Below are 15,500 nucleotides of genomic sequence, written 5' to 3' on the forward strand. Positions count from 1 at the left end.
GCTCCAGGCCCGCACTCTAGTCACTTTTTCTTGCTAGTAGCACTTTTGGATGAGGGAAGGAAAGTGTTTTCCGCTACCTCATCCGCGGGAGAGCCTCGCCGGGCGCGGGCCTGCCGCGCAGGGGTCCGTGCAAGCGGCTCTGCCAGCCGTGACTTACCGGCAACAGATGCACCGCCGCAACGCGGTTCGAGAGGTGACGACTGCCTCTGCTCGATCAAGGAGTGGCTTCGGCTGGCGCGATCTTCGAAGCATCACCTCTCCCTCAAGCTCTCACGCCCTGCCCTCTGAATCGGACTGAGCAGGAACTCGATCACCCGCCGGTGCCCGGTCTTGATCTCCACGCTGGCGTTCATGCCGGCCGAGAGGGCGATAGGCCGGCCATCGACGTCGATGTGCATGCGCTCCAGGACCAAGGTGGCGAGGAACACCGCGCCGCGCTTGTCGTCCTGCACCGCGTCGGGCGTGACGTGCAGCACCCGTGCAGGCACCGTGCCGTAGCGGGTGAAAGGAAAGGTCTCCAGCTTGACTTCGGCGGCCTGCCCCGCGTGGACGAAGCCGATGTCTTTGTTCTCCAGCGCCACTTCGGCGACGAGCTGGGCCGCCTCCGGGACGATGACCATGAGCGGCTGGGCCTCGGTGACCACGCCGCCCGAGGTGTGCACGGCCAGTTGCTGCACGATGCCGGACACCGGCGCGCTCAGGGTGGTGAGGCGTTCGCGGTGGAGCGCCTTGGCCTCTTCCTCACGGGCCTGGGCCCAGCGCAGGCTGGCCTCGGCTTCCCGGTCGCGCAGGCTGCGGACCGCCTCGGCACGCAGGGCGGACAAGGCCTGCTCGCTCTCGCGCGTGGCCGCCTGCACTTCGGCGAGGCGCGCGCGCTGGGTGGCGAGGTCGCGTTCCAGTTCGATGCGCTCACGGGTTCGGTCCTGGCCGGCGTGGTGGGACATGAAGCCCTGCGCGCTCAGGCGAAGGAAGTCCGCCTCGCGCTGGCGCGCGAGGGGCAGTAGCGCTTCCAGCTTGGCGACGCTCTCCTGCACGGTCAGCTGCTCGGCCAGCCGGCGCTCGCGCTCCGCCTGCCCACGCGCGTTGCGCGCCTGCAGCTCGGACCATTCGGCCTGTAGTTGCTGGCGCGCAGACCGTGCGTCCTGCACCGTCCAGTCGGCCGGGGTGGGGCCCTGCAGCTGCGGCGCCGCCCCGCTCTGCAAGGCGTCAAGCAGGGCCCGGGCCCGCAGCAGCTCCGCTTGCGCCGCGCGACCCTGTTCGCCGATGCTGGCGCGGTCGGCCTGGGCGGTGGTGGGGTCGAGTTCGACCAGCAACTGCCCCGCCTCGACGTGGTCGCCGTCCCGGACCGCGATGCGCCGCACGACGCTGCGCTCCAGCGGCTGGATCAGCTTGGTGCGCTCGCTGACGACCAGGCGTCCGGGCGCGACGGCCACGACGTCGATATGGCCGAGCACCGACCAGCCCAACGCGATGCAGAAGAGCGCGATGAGCGCGCGCGCCAGCCAGCGCGGGGCTGGGTGCACGGGCGTGTCCTGCAGGCTCAGCGCGGCAGGCAGGAAGGCGGACTGGTCGCGGCTGCGCGGCGGCGCGTCGAGTTCATGGCGCAGGGCCCAGGCCCTGCGCAGCGCATGCAGGCAGCGGCCGGCCGGACCGGGACGGTCGGGGCTCATGCCAGCGTCGCCGCTGCCCCGGCTCCGGTCTGCTGCAGGGCCCAGAGGCGCGCATAGGCGCCGTTCGGCCGCGCAAGCAACGCCTCGTGCGTGCCGGACTCGAGGACGGCTCCCCGCTCCATGACCACGATGCGGTCGGCGCGGCGCACGGTGCTGAGGCGGTGCGCGATGACCAGCACGGTGCGGCCGCGGCAGATGTGGGCCATGTTGCGCTGGACCATGGCCTCGCTTTCATAGTCGAGCGCGCTGGTGGCTTCATCCAGGATGAGGATGCGCGGGCGGGTGAAGAGCGCGCGCGCGATGGCGATGCGCTGGCGCTGGCCGCCGGAGAGCGAGGCGCCCTGCTCGCCCACCACGGTGTCGTAGCCCTGCGGCAGCTCGCAGATGAACTCGTGCGCGCCGGCCATGCGCGCGACCTGCACCACCGCGTCCAGCGGCGCCGCCGGGTCCGCGATGGCGATGTTCTCGCGCACGCTGCGGTTGAACAGCAGGTTCTCCTGCAGCACCACGCCCACCTGCCGGCGCAGCTGGTCGGCGTCGGCCAGGGCGATGTCGATGCCGTCGACCAGCACGCGACCGCGCTCGGGCACGTGCAGGCGCTGGACCAGCTTGGCCAGCGTGCTCTTGCCGCTGCCCGAGCGGCCGACGACGCCGAGGACCTCGCCCGGGCGCAGTTCCAGCGAGAGGTCCTGCAGCACGGGCGAGGCCTCCGGCCGGTAGCGGAAGGTGACGCCCTCCAGCCGGATGTGCCCGCGCAGCGTGGGCAGCTGCGCCGCCTGGGCCGGCGGGCGCTCAGTGGGCGTGTCGAGGATGTCACCGAGCCGGGCCACGGCGATCCCGGTCTGCTGGAAGTCGGTCCACAGCTGCGCGAGCCGCAGAACGGGCTGGGCCACGCGCTGCGCGAACATGTTGAACGCGACGAACTCGCCCACCGTGAGGGCGCCGGCCATGACCTGGTGGGCTCCCCACCAGAGCGTGGCCGCCTGGACCAGCTTGCCCACGAGGTGGGTCGCCTCGTGCGCCCAGCTGGCGAGGGTTTGCGCCCGGAAGCTCGCCTGGACGTAGGCGGCGAGCTGGCGGTCCCAATGCGCGGCGAAGCCCGGTTCCAGCGCACCGGCCTTGACGGTCTGCACGCCGGTGACGGTCTCGACCAGCAGGGCCTGGTTCTCCGCGCCGCGCGCGAACTTCTCGTCCAGGCGGCGACGCAGCACCGGCACCACGGCCAGGCTGATGGCGGCATAGAGCGGCACGCTCGCCAGCACGATGAGCGTGAGCGTGAGGCTGTAGAAGGCCATGACGGCGACGAAGACCAGGGAGAAGACGAGGTCCATCGCGACGGTGAGGCCGCTGCCGGTGAGGAAGGCGCGGATGTTCTCCAGCTCGCGCACCCGCGCCACGGAGTCGCCCACGCGTCGCGCCTGGAAGTAGGCCAGGGGCAGCTGCACCAGGTGGCGGAACAGGCGCGAGCCGAGCTCCACGTCGATGCGGCTGGTGGTGTGCGAGAACACGAAGCTGCGCATCGCCGTGAGCAGGCTCTCGAAGAGCACGACCACGACCAGGCCGATCACCAGCACGTCCAGCGTGGCCAGGCCCCGGTGCACCAGCACTTTGTCCATCACCACCTGGAAGAACAAGGGACTGACGAGCGCGAAGAGCTGCAGGAAGAAGCTGATCGCCAGCACCTCGCCCAGGAGCTTGCGGTACTTGACCAGGCTGGGAATGAACCAGCTGAAGTCGAAGCGCGCCAGCGCCTCGGGGAGGCTCGCCCGCCGGGTCAGGAGAACCAGCTCGCCCGGCCAGCACGCGGCGAGGCGCGCCAATGGCCAGAGCTGCGGGCCGTCGGCACCGGTGCCGAAGGACTGCAGGATCACCTGCTGTCCGTCGCAGCGGGCCAGCACGGCCCATCGTCTCGTCCCGCCGTCCTCCAGCAGCACCAGGGCCGGCAGGGGCGTGGCCGCGAGGGCGGCAGGCTCCATCCGCACGCGCCTGGCCCGCAAGCCCAGGTGCCGTGCCGCGCGCACCATGTCCTGCGCCGGCGGCAGCTCGCGGGGCGGCAGTGCGAGCTGGTGTGCGAGGGAGACCGGGTCGCCGGCGACGTGGTGGAAGCGCGCAACGGCGCAGAGCGCACGCAACGATTTGGCGAGTGGGTCATCCTGGGGATCGTCGGAAGCGTTGCTGTCCATCGAGCGCGGCACTTTGTACAAAGCCCCACATTTTAGATACCCACGTACTACAAAAATCAGATATGAGCATTAATTAGCTAGTTCGAGTACGCATGGACGGGCAAGTCCGACTGCGACCTCCAGAACCTTGGAAACGCCTGAGAATCACCGCGCCACGGAATGACTTCACCTGTCCGTCCGCGCGACCTTTCCTTTTCAGCACAGAAGCATGCCTACGAGCACCCTGCCGACTTTCACAAAGCGCTTGCCCCACTGCCCCGTCGCACCGATGCCATCCGTTGCTACGGTGGAGTCACGCTGATGCGCCTCGGCCTCATCTACGCCCACGCCCGCAACGGCGTCATCGGCCGCGACGGCCAGCTGCCCTGGCACCTGCCGGAGGACCTGGCGCACTTCAAGCGGGTGACGCAGGGCTCGCCGGTGATCATGGGTCGCAAGACCTGGGATTCCCTGCCGCCACGCTTCAGGCCGCTACCCGGGCGGCGCAACCTGGTGGTCACGCGCAATCCGCAGTGGGAAGCCGAGGGCGCCGAGCGGGCGGGTTCGCTGGAAGAAGCACTGGCGCTGTGCGAGGGCGCCGCGCAGGCCTGGGTGATCGGCGGGGCGCAGCTTTATGCGCAGGCGCTGGGGCTCGCTCAGGTGGTCGAGGCCACGGAGATCGACGCCGACGTCGAGGGTGATGCGCATGCACCGGCCCTGGGGCCGGAGTGGACCGCGCGCTCGCGCGAGGCGCACACGGCGGCCAACGGCATGCGCTTCGCGTTCGTGAGCTGGGTGCGCCGCGAAGGCTGAAGCTCAGCCCCTCGGCCCCTCAGGCCGCCGGGCCGGCGCCGGCCTCGCCCGCTCCCGGGGACGCCAGGGGCAATTCCACCGTGAAGGTCGCGCCCTGACCGACGCCCACGCTGCTCGCCTCGATGCGGCCGCCGTGCAGCTCGACCAGTCGCCGCGCGATGGTCAGGCCGATGCCCAGTCCCCCGCGTGATCGCGACAGGCCCGGCTCGGCCTGCGCGAACATGTCGAAGATCCGCGGCAGGAACTCGGGCGCGATGCCGATGCCCGGGTCGTGCACCTGCAGCACGGCACGGTCTTGGGTGGTGCGCAGCGAGACCCGGATCCGTCCGCCCGGGTCGGTGTACTTGACGGCGTTGCCCAGCAGGTTGACGACGATCTGCTCGAGGCGAGCCGGATCGCCGCGCACCGGGACCGCCGTGTCGGGACACTCCACCGTCACGGCGTGGCCCTGGTCCTGCACCAGCACCTGCACGCTTTCCAGCGCCCGGTCGATCAGCTCGCGCAGATCGACTTCGCGGGGCCGCAGGACCACGAGGCCGCGCGTGATCCGCGAGACATCCATCAGGTCGTTGACCAGTCCGGTGAGGCGACCGGTCTGGCGCGCCAGGATGTTCACGCTGCGCTCCATCTCCGGCCGCAGCGCCTGGCTGCGCAGTGCCCAGCCGACATTGCTGATGGCCGAGAGCGGATTGCGCAACTCGTGCGCGAGCACGGCGATGAATTCGTCCTTGCGCCGGTCCAGCTCGCGCAGCGCGGCCTCGCTGCGCGCCAGCGCGCCATAGAGGCGTGCGTTGTCGATGGCCACCGCGGCGCGGCTGGCCAGCGCCTCGGCCAGCGGAATGTCCTCGGGACGGTAGCGGCGCGCGAGCACATAGCCCAGGCTGATGGCGCCCACGATGCGGTGGCCGCTGCGCATCGGCACTGCCAGGTGCGAACGCACGCCCAGGCGCCGCAACAGCTGGTGGTGCACCGGATCGAGACTGCGTTCGGCCAGCAGGTCCGCGTCCAGCTCGGGCAGCAGCTCGGGCTCGCCGGAGTCCAGCACGCGGCGGGCGGGTTGCGGCGAGCCGGGCACGGGCGGGAAGTTGGCCATCTCGTCCAGGATCGGCTGCCCCAGCCGGTCCGCATGCGCCGCCGCCACGCGCCTGACGGAGCCGTCCGCCTCGACCAGGTCCACGATGCAGTAGTCGGCCAGGGTAGGGGTGGCCAGGCGCGCCAGCTGGCTGAGCGTCTGCCCCAGGTCCAGGCTGGAATTGAGCAGCCGCCCCGCCTCGGACAGGAAGGCGGCGCCGCGAGCCGCCGCCTCCGCCTTCTCGCGGGCCAGCACGGCCTCGGTGACATCGGTGGCGACGGCCATCACGTGCGTCACGTCCCCGCCGGTCATGCGCAAGGGCACGAGCTCGGCGCTGAGCGCGAAGCGCCGCCCGGTGTCCAGGTGGACGTTGCCGAGTTCGCGCGCGTCGTACCAGAGCGGCGGGATGACGCTGCGCTTCCCCGCGAAGGCCTGGCGCAGGCGCTCGAGCACGCCGGCGCCTTCCAGCACCGTGTCCTCGAACACGTTGTAGTCCTCGGGCGGCATGGCGCCGAAGAGTTCCGTGTGCTTGGGGTTGAACAGGACGCAGCGGCCGCTGGTGTCGAACAGCTGCAGGCTCACCGGTGCATGGAAAACGATCTCCTGCAGCAGGTGCAAGGACGAGCCGAGGCCCTCCAGCCGGGTGCGCAGCGCATCGTGGTCCAGGGGCGCGCTCTGCGGCGATGGCTGGGGTACTTCGTCCATGGCCGGCCAAGTGTAGTGACCGGCGAACTGCAGAGCCACGCGCGACGCCGGGCGTGACAACATGGCCTTCGCCATGCCCAAGTCTTCGCGCCTCGTCCCTGTCCTGCCGGCCCTGCTGGCGGCCGCCGCGCTGCACGCGCAGGACCGCACCCTGCCCCCCGTGACCGTGTCGGCGGCCCGCAGCCCGCCGGCCGTCGAGAAGTCCTATCCGCGCATGGTGCGGGCCATGGACCTGTTCGAGCGCGAGCGCGCGCTGCGGGCGCCCCAGGCGGTCCTGCGCTTCGAGCTGCTGCCGCGGCAGCCGGGCGTGAACGTGGACGACGTGGACCTGAACATCGTGTCGGCCGGCACCGTGATCCCGGTGCCCGTGGCCCCGGACCGCAGCTTCACCCTGCCCCGCGACCCCCGCGCCCTGCGCGAGAACGCCGTGGTCACGCCCGACCGCGCCGTGCGCAGCATGACCTGGCGGGCGCAGGTGCGAACGCCGGGGCTGCCTGCGAACACGCGGCGCCTGGGCGACCTGCGGCTGGAGTGCCGCGTGGGCATGGAGGCCGGCCTGATCTCCGAGAAGCCTACCTGGGCCGGCCGCCTCGGCGCCCTGCTCACCGACACGCCGGCCTACTGCGACAGCGAGGACAACCGCTACATGTTCTTCGCCGACCGGCCGATCTTCGGCGTCACGCTGGTGGCGGGCGAGCGGCGCGAGGCGCTCCCGGTGCGTCGCCTCTGGGCCGGGGCCCTGGGCGACGAGCGACTGCGTGAATGGCTGCCCCACTGTGACTGCGCGATGCTGCTGGACCGCACGTACTACGCCCCGCTGGGCGATGCGCGCTGGCCGGACGAGACCCGCGTGGTCTTCGACTTCATGCAAGGGGCCGCGCATGCGCCCTGAAGCGGCGCTGCCCGCCCTCGCACTGCTCGCATCCGCCTGCGCGATGCCCACGCCCGCGCCGTCCCGCGCGCCCGAGCTGGAGCGTGCGGCGCTGGGCCTCACGCCGGGCCGCAGCGACCGGGGGGCTGTCCGCGAACGCCTGGGCGAGCCCGAGCGCCTGGTGTTCGACAGCGGCTGGGAGGCCTGGGCCTACCGCGCGCGCGAAGCACGCAACGCGCGGCCGGGCGCCGACCCGCCCGAACTGGTGCTGCTCTTCGACCCGGGCGGCACCCTGGTGAGGCTGCGGTTGCGGCCGGCCGGCGCCCCCTGAGCGGCGCGCCGGGTCTATGCTGGCGCGATGCCTGCCCATGCCCACGGCCACATCGACCTGACGTTCTCTGCGCCGCTGGACGATGCGCGCGGACCCCGGAAGGAGTTGCGCGACGGGCTCTCCGCGGTGCGGCAGATCGGCCGCACGCTCTGGCTGGCCAACGACGAGTCGGCCAGCGTGGAGCGACTGACGCTGGACGGCGACCGCGCCGGGGCGCACGAGCAGTTCCCGCTGCTTCGCTATCTCGACCTGCCCGAGCCGGCCGACAAGGAGGCGGACACCGACGAAGTGGACGTGGAGGGCCTGGACGGAGCCGGCGGCTACCTGTGGGTCGTGGGCTCCCACAGCCGCAAGCGCAGCAAGCCGTCCGAAGGCAACAGCCCGGCCGAGGCCGTGGCGTGCCTGGCCGACGTGGACAAGGACCCCAACCGCTTCCTGCTCGCACGCATCCCGCTCATCGAAGCCGAGGGCGAACTGCCGACCCTCGCGCGCAAGGCCAAGCCCCGCCGCGCCCAGCGCCTGCGCGGCGACGGCAAGGGCAACGCGCTCACCCGCCTGCTGCGCAAGGACGAGCACCTGGGGCCCTTCATCGGCCTGCCGGGCAAGGAGAACGGCTTCGACATCGAGGGCATCGCCGTGGCCGGCGAGCGCGTGTTCGTCGGCCTGCGCGGCCCGGTGCTGCGCGGCTGGGCCGTGGTGCTGGAGCTGCGGCTCCAGGGCGATGGACGATGGCTCACGCTGCAGCCGCTGGACGGCAGCAAGAAGGGCGCGTGCCTGCGCAAGCATTTCCTCGATTTGTCCGGCCTGGGCGTGCGCGACCTGTGCCTGCAGGGCGAGGACCTGCTGGTGCTGGCCGGGCCGACCATGGACCTGGATGGTCCCGTGCGGGTGCTGCGCTGGCGCGACGCCCTGCGGTGCGACGAGGCCAGCGTGGTCGCGGCCTCGCAGCTCCAAGTCCTGCTCGATCTGCCCTACGGCACCGGCTGCGACCACGCCGAAGGCATGACGCTGCTGCGACGAAGCCAGGACGCCGCGGTGGCGCTTCTGGTGGTGCACGACTCGCCGGACCCTGCACGCCAGCCAGGCCGCAACTCGCTGCGCGCCGACGTGTTCGCGCTGCCCTGAAAGCCTCGGCGCCGCATCCAGGACAATGCGCGCGCCCCCATGACTTTGGCCGCACCGTGAAGATCACCACCTGGAACGTCAACTCGCTCACTGCCCGCCTGCAGCACGTCCTCGACTGGCTCCAAGCCAACCCCGTGGACGTGCTGTGCCTGCAGGAGCTCAAGCTCACCGAAGACAAGTTCCCGCTCATGGAGCTGGCGGCGGCGGGCTACGCGCACTGCGCGGTGTTCGGGCAGAAGACCTACAACGGCGTGGCCCTCCTGAGCCGCCAGCCGCTGCGCGAGGTCGGCCGCAACATCGAGGGGTTCCAGGACGAGTCCTCGCGCGTGATCGCGGCCACGCTGGACACGCCGGCCGGCCCGCTTCGCCTGGTCAACGGCTACTTCGTCAACGGCCAGGCGCCGGGGACCGAGAAGTTTGCCTACAAGATGGCCTGGCTGGACGGGCTGAACCGCTATCTCGCGGCGCAGCTGCGCGAGCATCCGCGCCTGGTGCTGGTGGGCGACTTCAACATCGCCCCGGAAGACCGCGACTCCTACGACCCCGAGGGCCTGCGCGAGACCATCCACCACAGCACGCCCGAGCGCGAGCACTTCCGCCGCCTGCTCGAACTCGGCCTGGTGGACGGCTTCCGCCTCTTCGAGCAGCCCGAGAAAAGCTACACCTGGTGGGACTACCGCATGCTGGGCTACCAGAAGAACCGCGGCCTGCGCATCGACCATGTGCTGGTGAGCCAGGCGCTGCGCAGCGCCGTTCAGGCCTGCAGCATCGACCGCACGCCGCGCAAGTGGAAGCAGCCGAGCGACCACGCGCCGGTCACGGTGGACCTGGCGCTCGGCTAGCGCTCGGCTAGCACGTCACGCCTCGCGCATCAGGCACAACACCGTCAGGTCGTCGTGCGCGGCGCAGTCGCCGGCGTGGACCGACAAGGCGGTGCGCAGCGCGCCGGCGAGGTCCGACGCCGTGGCCGCGTCCAGCGCCAGCATGGCCAGCAGGCGGGCCTCGCCGAACTCGCCCTCGGCACCCCGGCACTCGGTGACGCCGTCCGTGAACATCAGAAGGCTTTCGCCCGGCGCAATGGCCACGGCCTCGACCGCCGGTCGCAGGCCGGGCATCAGGCCGCAGGCAGGCGCGCCCGGTGGCAGCCGCCGCAGCCCGCCGGCCGCGCCCCGCAGCACCGGCGCGTCGTGGCCCAGGTTGGCATAGGCCAGGGCGCCCGTGGCCGGCTCCAGCACCGCGACGAAGAGCGTGGCGAACATGTTGTCGCGGCCGTGCTCGCGCGCGATGTAGTCGTTGACGAAGGCAAGCGACTGCGACAGGAGCGGCCCGGCCGGTGCGCCGGGCGGCGCGTTCGACAGCTGCGAGCGCACCAGCGTGCGGAACAGGGCCATGTAGAGCGCCGCGCCCACGCCCTTGTCGCACACGTCGGCGATCGCCAGGCCCAGGCGGCCATCGGCCAGCGGCACCACGTCGTAGAAGTCGCCGCCCACGTGCCGCGCGGGCTCGAAGTGCGCCGCCAGTGACCAGCCCGCGACCTGCGGGAGCGCCAGCGGCAGGAAGCCGCGCTGGATGCGCCGCGCGAGGGTCAGCTCGCGCTCCAGCGCATCGAGCACCGCCTGTCGCTGGTCGGCCAGGCGCTTCTTGGCCAGCGCCGCCTCGATGCGCGCCTGCAGCAGCACCGGGTTGAAGGGCTTGGTGACATAGTCGTCGGCGCCCAGCTCCAGGCAGCGCACGACGCTGTCGATCTCGTCGATGGCCGACACCATGATGACCGGAATGTGGGCCAGCGCGCTGTCGGCCTTGATCTGCCGCAGGGTCTCATAGCCGTCCATCCGCGGCATGGTGATGTCCAGCAGCACCAGGTCCCAGGGCGCGGCGCGCAGCTGCGCCAGGGCATCCAGGCCGTCCTCGGCGGTGCCGCTCTCGTGGCCCAGGCGGCGCGCACGGCGCACCAGCAGTTCGCGGTTGACCTCGATGTCGTCCACCACGAGGAGGCGGGCGGGGGCGTGCTGCATGCTCACGCCGCCCTTGGCGTCAGGCAGTGGCACCTGCCGCGTCCGGCGCTTCGGCGGCCAGCAGCTCGCGCAGGTAGGGCATCTGCTCCGCCGCCGCGCGCTCGCCCTCGTCGATGATGTAGGGCACCTTCTCGGTGTCGAAGAGGCGCACCCGCTGCTTGAACTCCGGGATGATCGCGATCACCTCGGAATGGTGCGAGACGCTGTGGAACGAGAAACGCGACTTCAGCAGGTTGTTGGACATGATCGCGCTGAGCTGGAACGCGAAGCGGCCGGGGCTTCGGATGTGCTCCTGGTAGGGGCTCTCGAAGCCCACCGCGACGATCACGCGCGCGCCATGGCGGATGGCCACGCTGACCGGCAACGGGTCGGCCAGGCAGCCGTCGGCCAGCAGCTTGTCGCCCCAGCGCACGGGCGGGAAGGCGAAGGGCAGCGCCACGCTGGCGCGGATCGCCTTGGCCAGGCTGCCGCGGTTCAGGTCCACCAGCTCGCCGTTGGAGAAGTCCGCGGCCACGATGTGCAGCGGGATGGGACTGTCCTCGATCTGGCGGTCGCCGAAGGCCTGCTGCAGGCGCTCGTTGATCAGGCGGTCGTCGCGCAGCCCGAAGCGCTCGACGTCGAAGCCGAACAGGCGCGGCGCGATGGCCGCGAGCAGCGCGCGGGTGTTGCGCCGCGCGGTGAGTTCGGCGGTCCACAGGCGCGTGGTGGCTTCGCGGGCATTGTCCATGGAGTAGCCCAGCGCGATCAGCGCACCGAAGATGGCGCCCGCGCTGCAGCCGACCACCCGCTCGATGCCGATGCCGCCCGCGGTCAAGGCCTTGACCACGCCGATGGCGGCGGCGCACTTGACGCTGCCCGAGCCGATGACGAGCGAGACGCGCGGGACCGGTGGGTTCTTCGTCATGACGACTTTCCTCCCTTCATGCGGCGACGCCGTAGCTGTCCACCGCCGCCGGCACGTCGTCGAAGACGCGGATGATGCTGGTGAAGCCAGCGAGCGACAGGACGCGCTGCACCTGCGGCTGCACGGCCGCCAGGCGCAGGTCGCCGCCGCGCTGGCGCGCGTCCTTGACCGCCGCCAGCAGCGAGCGCAGGCCCGCGCTGCTGGTGTAGCTCACCTGCGAGAAGTCGGCCACCAGCCGCACGCGCCCTTCGCGCAGCTTCGCTTCCAGGGATTCGGTGAGGCGGTCGGCCGTGAGGCTGTCGACACTCCCCTCGATGCCGACCACCGTGATGGGGCCCGACTCGGAATAACGGATGTCCACTGCAGTTCCTTCTTGTTGGCTATTCGGGGGCCTCGTGAAGCCACTTCACGAGTTCGAGGCAGTTGCGGCCCGCGCGATCCCGCGTGTGCCGCTGGCGATCGGTGAGGCTGCGAATGAGGTGGATGCCCAGCCCGCCGATGGGTCGCTCCTCGGCCGGCAGGTCCAGTGCCGGCGCGCAGGCGCCGAGCGGATCGAAGGGGCGGCCGTGGTCGCACACCACCAGGCGCAGCGCAGGCACGCCCTCCAGCATGTCGCGGTGCAGCGCGACACTCAGGTCCCCGGGCCGCGGGGCCTGCGAATACGCATGGCGGATCACGTTGGCGCAGGCTTCCTCGGCCACCAGGCGCATGTCGTGGCGCACCGAGGCGGGCGCCTCCACCCGGCCCAGCGCCGCATCGACGCCCGCCATCAGGCGTTCCATGGCCTGCATGCAGGCGGGCACGCGCAGCTTCAGCAGGCAGGCGCTGGCTTCGGCAGTGCGCGCCTTCATGCCCCCTCTCCGGCCGGCAGCAGGGCCTGCATCTTGCGCAGCAGCCGGTCGAGATCGACGGGCTTGGTGTCGAAGTCGTCGCAGCCGGCCTCCAGTGCGCGCTCGCGGTCGCCCGCCATGGCGTGGGCGGTGAGCGCGATGACGGGGATGGCCCGCGTGGTCGGCGAGACCTTCAGGCGCCGCGTGGCCTCCCAGCCGTCCATGTCGGGCAGGCTCATGTCCATGAGCACCAGCTCGGGCCGCTCCTGCGCGACGCGTTCCAGCGCCTCCAGCCCGTTGACGGCGATGCTGACCTGGAAGCCGCGGCGCTCCAGCCGGCGCGAAAGCATGTCGCGATTGAGTTCGTTGTCTTCGACAAGGAGGATGCGCGGCATCAGGCCTCCTGCACGCCGGCTGCCGCCAGGGGCAGGCGCACGCTCATGCGCGAGCCCCGACCCGCCTCGCTGTGCACCAGCAGTTGTCCGCCCATGCGCTCGCACAGCCGCACCGCCAGCGCCAGGCTCAGGCCCGTGCCGCCTTCGGCCGGCAGCGCACCCAACGCACCGAAAGGCTGGAGTGCGCGCGCGAGCGCCTCGGGGTCCATGCCGGGGCCCTTGTCGCGGACCTGGATCTCCACCTGGTCGCCCTCGGCGCGGCGGGCCACGAGCGTGATCTCCTGGCGGTTGCTGAAACGCGCCGCGTTGTTCAACAGGACCATGAGCACCTGCTTGATGCGGGTTCGGTCGCCCATGACGGTGAGTTCGGGAACGTCGGGCGCCACCAGCCAGCTGCCATGCTGCGAGGCGAGCGAGCGCGCCACCGTGCGCAGTTCGGACAGCAGGGGTGCAAGCGCCACCGGCTCACGCGCGAGCTGCAGTTCCCCCGCCTCCAGGCGCGAGAAATCCAGCACCGTGTCCACCATGTCCAGCAGGCGGCGTCCGGCATCGCGGATGCGCTGGGCCTCGCGGGCGCCCGCGGCCTCCGCGCCGCCCGCGGACTCCAGCCAGAGCTCGGCATAGCCGATGGTGTCGGTCAGCGGCGTTCGCAGCGCATGGCCCATGTTGCTCAGGAGCCGCGACTTGGTCTCGCTCACCGCGGCCGTGGCGCGCTGGGCCTCGTGCAGGTCGGTGACGTCGGCCACGCCGGCGATCAGGCAGGTGCGGCCTTCGTACACGAGCTGCTGCGCCGAGACCCGCCCGCGGAATTCGCGCCCGTCGGCGCGCAGGAACTGCAGCTCGTGGTCGCGCACGGCGCCCTGCTCCACCACCGCGCGCTTGAGCACCTCGCCGTCGATGCTGTGCGCGCCATAGAGTTTTTCCATGCGCTGGCCGATCACCTCCTGCGGCGCATAGCCGAACAGCTCACGAACCGCCGGCCCGGCCAGCAGGATCTCGCCGTCCTCGGCGCGCCAGAGCACCAGGAACACGGGCGCGGCCTGCACCAGGGCGCGGATGCGTTCGTCGCCGGCGGTGTCGAGCGCGCCCGGGGCCGCCGGCACGCTTGCGGCGGGCTGCGCCGGCGCGTCGGGAACCGCCTCGCGCGCGGGCAGCGGGCTGGCCGCACTCTCGGCGCCGTCGGCCAGCACGGTGGCGGTGAAGCAGCTGCCCTGGCCCGGCTCGCTGTGGACGATGACGTCGCCACCCATCATGCGGCACAGGCGCCTGCTGATGACCAGGCCCAGGCCGGTGCCGCCGTACTTGCGCGTGGTGGCCGAGTCGGCCTGGGTGAAGGGCCGGAACAGCTTGGCCAGCTGCGACTCGGTCATGCCGATGCCGGTGTCCTGCACCTCGAACATCACCTGCTCGGCGCCGGGCAGGGCTTCGCGCCGCACCCGCAGGGTGATGGTGCCTTCGCTGGTGAACTTGGCCGCATTGGACAGCAGGTTGTAGAGGACCTGGCGCAGGCGGGTCGCGTCGGCGCGCAGCGTGCCGGGTCGCTCGGGCAACTCGACCACCAGCCGGTTGCGGTTGGCCGCGATCAGCGGCTGGGAGGTGGAACAGACCTGGTCCACCAGCTGGGCGATGTCGCAGGTGTCGAAGCTCAGCTCCACCCGGCCGGCCTCGATCTTGGACAGGTCCAGCACGTCGTTGATCAGGCCCAGCAGGTGCTTGCCCGCGCCCTTGATCTTGCCCAGGTCGGCCAGCACCGTGGGCGCGGCGCCCTCGTCGAGCAGTTCCTCCTCCAGCATCTCGGCGTAGCCGATGACCGCGTTCAGGGGCGTGCGCAGCTCGTGGCTCATGTTGGCCAGGAAGGCGCTCTTGGTCTGGTTGGCCTGCTCGGCGGCCAGCCGCGCCTCCACCGCGGAGCGGCGCTCGCTGTCGGCCAGCGTGCGCGCCTCGACGAGTTCGCGGCTCTGCTCCTCGATCAGCCGATTGCGTTCCTTGAGTTCGCGCTGCGTCGCGATGACGCGGCGAACGGCCGCATAGGACGCAATGGCGAAGACGGAGGTGTAGCTGAAGACCGCGACGCCCACCAGGACGGTGGTGAGCACGGAGGCGCTCTGTTCGAACACGAAGCCGGTGACCGTGCCGCCGATCATGGCACCCAGCACGAAGGTGAGCAGGCCCATGCCGGCGAAGCGCACGCCACCGGTGCTGAGGTTGCCCGCGTTGATGGCGATGAGGAAGCACATCCCGATCAGGAGGTCGAAATGCGCCAGGCCCGACCACAGCCCCAGCATCAGGTTGTCGAACAGCAGGTTGTACAGCTCGGCCTGCTTGGAGTTGGAGGCGCGCGAGGCGATGAAATACGCCAGGTGCGGCCACAGCAGGGCCCAGGCGCCGAGCAGCATCCAGGTGGGCGCCGTGGTGGGGATGCGGGCGAAGACCGAAGCCATGGTGGCGCCGGCCAGGAGGTAGGCCACGATGCGGACCGGGTAGTCCAGCCGCACGAGCGCATGGGGCCGCGGGCGCTGCGGGCCCGCGCTGGCATCCGGTATGGCGATCGGCTCGCCGAGACCGGCGGAGCCCGAGACGGAATCCATGCGCGCTCCTCCGGTGGGA

The 15,500-nt window shown here is 71.4% G+C and carries 14 protein-coding genes; 5 read left to right on the forward strand and 9 right to left on the reverse strand.

The window, feature by feature from the left end:
• Window positions 1-251: 251 nt before the first annotated feature.
• Together EZ242_RS20680 and EZ242_RS20685 are read right to left on the reverse strand one after the other, a co-directional pair.
• Complete coding sequence (locus EZ242_RS20680; RefSeq protein WP_135287091.1) at window positions 252-1,670, reverse strand: HlyD family type I secretion periplasmic adaptor subunit; 1,419 nt, start codon at window positions 1,668-1,670, stop codon at window positions 252-254.
• Window positions 1,667-3,853: a type I secretion system permease/ATPase gene (locus EZ242_RS20685; RefSeq protein ID WP_135287092.1), complete on the reverse strand. Its 2,187-nt coding sequence runs from the start codon at window positions 3,851-3,853 to the stop codon at window positions 1,667-1,669. Before EZ242_RS20685 ends, EZ242_RS20680 begins: the two co-directional genes overlap by 4 nt.
• Window positions 3,854-4,153: 300 nt before the next feature.
• On the opposite strand from EZ242_RS20685, the gene EZ242_RS20690 reads away from it, so the two are divergent.
• Window positions 4,154-4,645 carry a dihydrofolate reductase gene (locus EZ242_RS20690; RefSeq protein ID WP_135287093.1) on the forward strand — a complete coding sequence of 164 codons (492 nt, stop codon included), beginning with the start codon at window positions 4,154-4,156 and terminating at the stop codon, window positions 4,643-4,645.
• Between the two features lie 19 nt (window positions 4,646-4,664).
• Here EZ242_RS20690 and EZ242_RS20695 read toward each other — a convergent pair whose 3' ends face one another.
• On the reverse strand, window positions 4,665-6,422 hold the full coding sequence (locus tag EZ242_RS20695; protein WP_167784902.1) for a PAS domain-containing sensor histidine kinase: 1,758 nt from the start codon (window positions 6,420-6,422) through the stop codon (window positions 4,665-4,667).
• A 61-nt stretch (window positions 6,423-6,483) separates the two neighbouring features.
• Between EZ242_RS20695 and EZ242_RS20700 the strand changes: the two genes are divergently transcribed.
• The 4 genes from EZ242_RS20700 to xth are packed head-to-tail and all read left to right on the forward strand — an operon-like array spanning window position 6,484 to window position 9,591.
• Complete coding sequence (locus tag EZ242_RS20700) at window positions 6,484-7,314, forward strand: hypothetical protein (RefSeq protein ID WP_240787183.1); 831 nt, start codon at window positions 6,484-6,486, stop codon at window positions 7,312-7,314.
• On the forward strand, window positions 7,304-7,624 hold the full coding sequence (locus tag EZ242_RS20705) for a hypothetical protein (protein WP_135287095.1): 321 nt from the start codon (window positions 7,304-7,306) through the stop codon (window positions 7,622-7,624). Before EZ242_RS20700 ends, EZ242_RS20705 begins: the two co-directional genes overlap by 11 nt.
• A 27-nt stretch (window positions 7,625-7,651) precedes the next feature.
• A complete protein-coding gene (locus EZ242_RS20710; RefSeq protein WP_135287096.1) occupies window positions 7,652-8,749 on the forward strand; it encodes a DUF3616 domain-containing protein in 1,098 nt (365 codons plus the stop codon).
• Between the two features lie 56 nt (window positions 8,750-8,805).
• A complete protein-coding gene (gene xth, locus EZ242_RS20715) occupies window positions 8,806-9,591 on the forward strand; it encodes an exodeoxyribonuclease III (protein WP_135287097.1) in 786 nt (261 codons plus the stop codon).
• 15 nt (window positions 9,592-9,606) lie between these two features.
• Here xth and EZ242_RS20720 read toward each other — a convergent pair whose 3' ends face one another.
• Genes EZ242_RS20720 through EZ242_RS20745 form a run of 6 tightly spaced genes read right to left on the reverse strand, consistent with a single transcriptional unit; the run spans window position 9,607 to window position 15,481 of the window.
• Complete coding sequence (locus tag EZ242_RS20720) at window positions 9,607-10,797, reverse strand: PP2C family protein-serine/threonine phosphatase (RefSeq protein WP_135287098.1); 1,191 nt, start codon at window positions 10,795-10,797, stop codon at window positions 9,607-9,609.
• A complete protein-coding gene (locus EZ242_RS20725; RefSeq protein ID WP_135287099.1) occupies window positions 10,784-11,668 on the reverse strand; it encodes a patatin-like phospholipase family protein in 885 nt (294 codons plus the stop codon). The genes EZ242_RS20720 and EZ242_RS20725 overlap by 14 nt, the downstream gene beginning before the upstream one ends.
• 16 nt (window positions 11,669-11,684) lie before the next feature.
• Entirely contained in the window at window positions 11,685-12,029 is a 345-nt protein-coding gene (locus EZ242_RS20730) for an STAS domain-containing protein (protein WP_135287100.1), read from the reverse strand.
• Between the two features lie 19 nt (window positions 12,030-12,048).
• Entirely contained in the window at window positions 12,049-12,519 is a 471-nt protein-coding gene (locus EZ242_RS20735; RefSeq protein WP_135287101.1) for an ATP-binding protein, read from the reverse strand.
• Window positions 12,516-12,893 carry a response regulator gene (locus EZ242_RS20740; protein ID WP_135287102.1) on the reverse strand — a complete coding sequence of 126 codons (378 nt, stop codon included), beginning with the start codon at window positions 12,891-12,893 and terminating at the stop codon, window positions 12,516-12,518. The genes EZ242_RS20735 and EZ242_RS20740 overlap by 4 nt, the downstream gene beginning before the upstream one ends.
• Complete coding sequence (locus EZ242_RS20745; RefSeq protein ID WP_135287103.1) at window positions 12,893-15,481, reverse strand: ATP-binding protein; 2,589 nt, start codon at window positions 15,479-15,481, stop codon at window positions 12,893-12,895. Before EZ242_RS20745 ends, EZ242_RS20740 begins: the two co-directional genes overlap by 1 nt.
• Between the last annotated feature and the right edge of the window lie 19 nt (window positions 15,482-15,500).

The sequence above is a fragment of the Ramlibacter rhizophilus genome, assembly GCF_004681965.1.
GTDB lineage: Bacteria > Pseudomonadota > Gammaproteobacteria > Burkholderiales > Burkholderiaceae_C > Ramlibacter > Ramlibacter rhizophilus.

What these genes read in the sequence shown, in the direction of transcription:
- EZ242_RS20745 (WP_135287103.1), bottom strand. Translation starts at nt 15,481, where the DNA reads ATGGATTCCGTCTCGGGCTCCGCCGGTCTCGGCGAGCCGATCGCCATA.
- EZ242_RS20690 (WP_135287093.1), top strand. Translation starts at nt 4,154, where the DNA reads ATGCGCCTCGGCCTCATCTACGCCCACGCCCGCAACGGCGTCATCGGC.
- EZ242_RS20725 (WP_135287099.1), bottom strand. Translation starts at nt 11,668, where the DNA reads ATGACGAAGAACCCACCGGTCCCGCGCGTCTCGCTCGTCATCGGCTCG.
- EZ242_RS20680 (WP_135287091.1), bottom strand. Translation starts at nt 1,670, where the DNA reads ATGAGCCCCGACCGTCCCGGTCCGGCCGGCCGCTGCCTGCATGCGCTG.
- EZ242_RS20735 (WP_135287101.1), bottom strand. Translation starts at nt 12,519, where the DNA reads ATGAAGGCGCGCACTGCCGAAGCCAGCGCCTGCCTGCTGAAGCTGCGC.
- EZ242_RS20700 (WP_240787183.1), top strand. Translation starts at nt 6,484, where the DNA reads ATGGCCTTCGCCATGCCCAAGTCTTCGCGCCTCGTCCCTGTCCTGCCG.
- EZ242_RS20695 (WP_167784902.1), bottom strand. Translation starts at nt 6,422, where the DNA reads ATGGACGAAGTACCCCAGCCATCGCCGCAGAGCGCGCCCCTGGACCAC.
- EZ242_RS20740 (WP_135287102.1), bottom strand. Translation starts at nt 12,893, where the DNA reads ATGCCGCGCATCCTCCTTGTCGAAGACAACGAACTCAATCGCGACATG.
- EZ242_RS20685 (WP_135287092.1), bottom strand. Translation starts at nt 3,853, where the DNA reads ATGGACAGCAACGCTTCCGACGATCCCCAGGATGACCCACTCGCCAAA.
- EZ242_RS20705 (WP_135287095.1), top strand. Translation starts at nt 7,304, where the DNA reads ATGCGCCCTGAAGCGGCGCTGCCCGCCCTCGCACTGCTCGCATCCGCC.
- EZ242_RS20710 (WP_135287096.1), top strand. Translation starts at nt 7,652, where the DNA reads ATGCCTGCCCATGCCCACGGCCACATCGACCTGACGTTCTCTGCGCCG.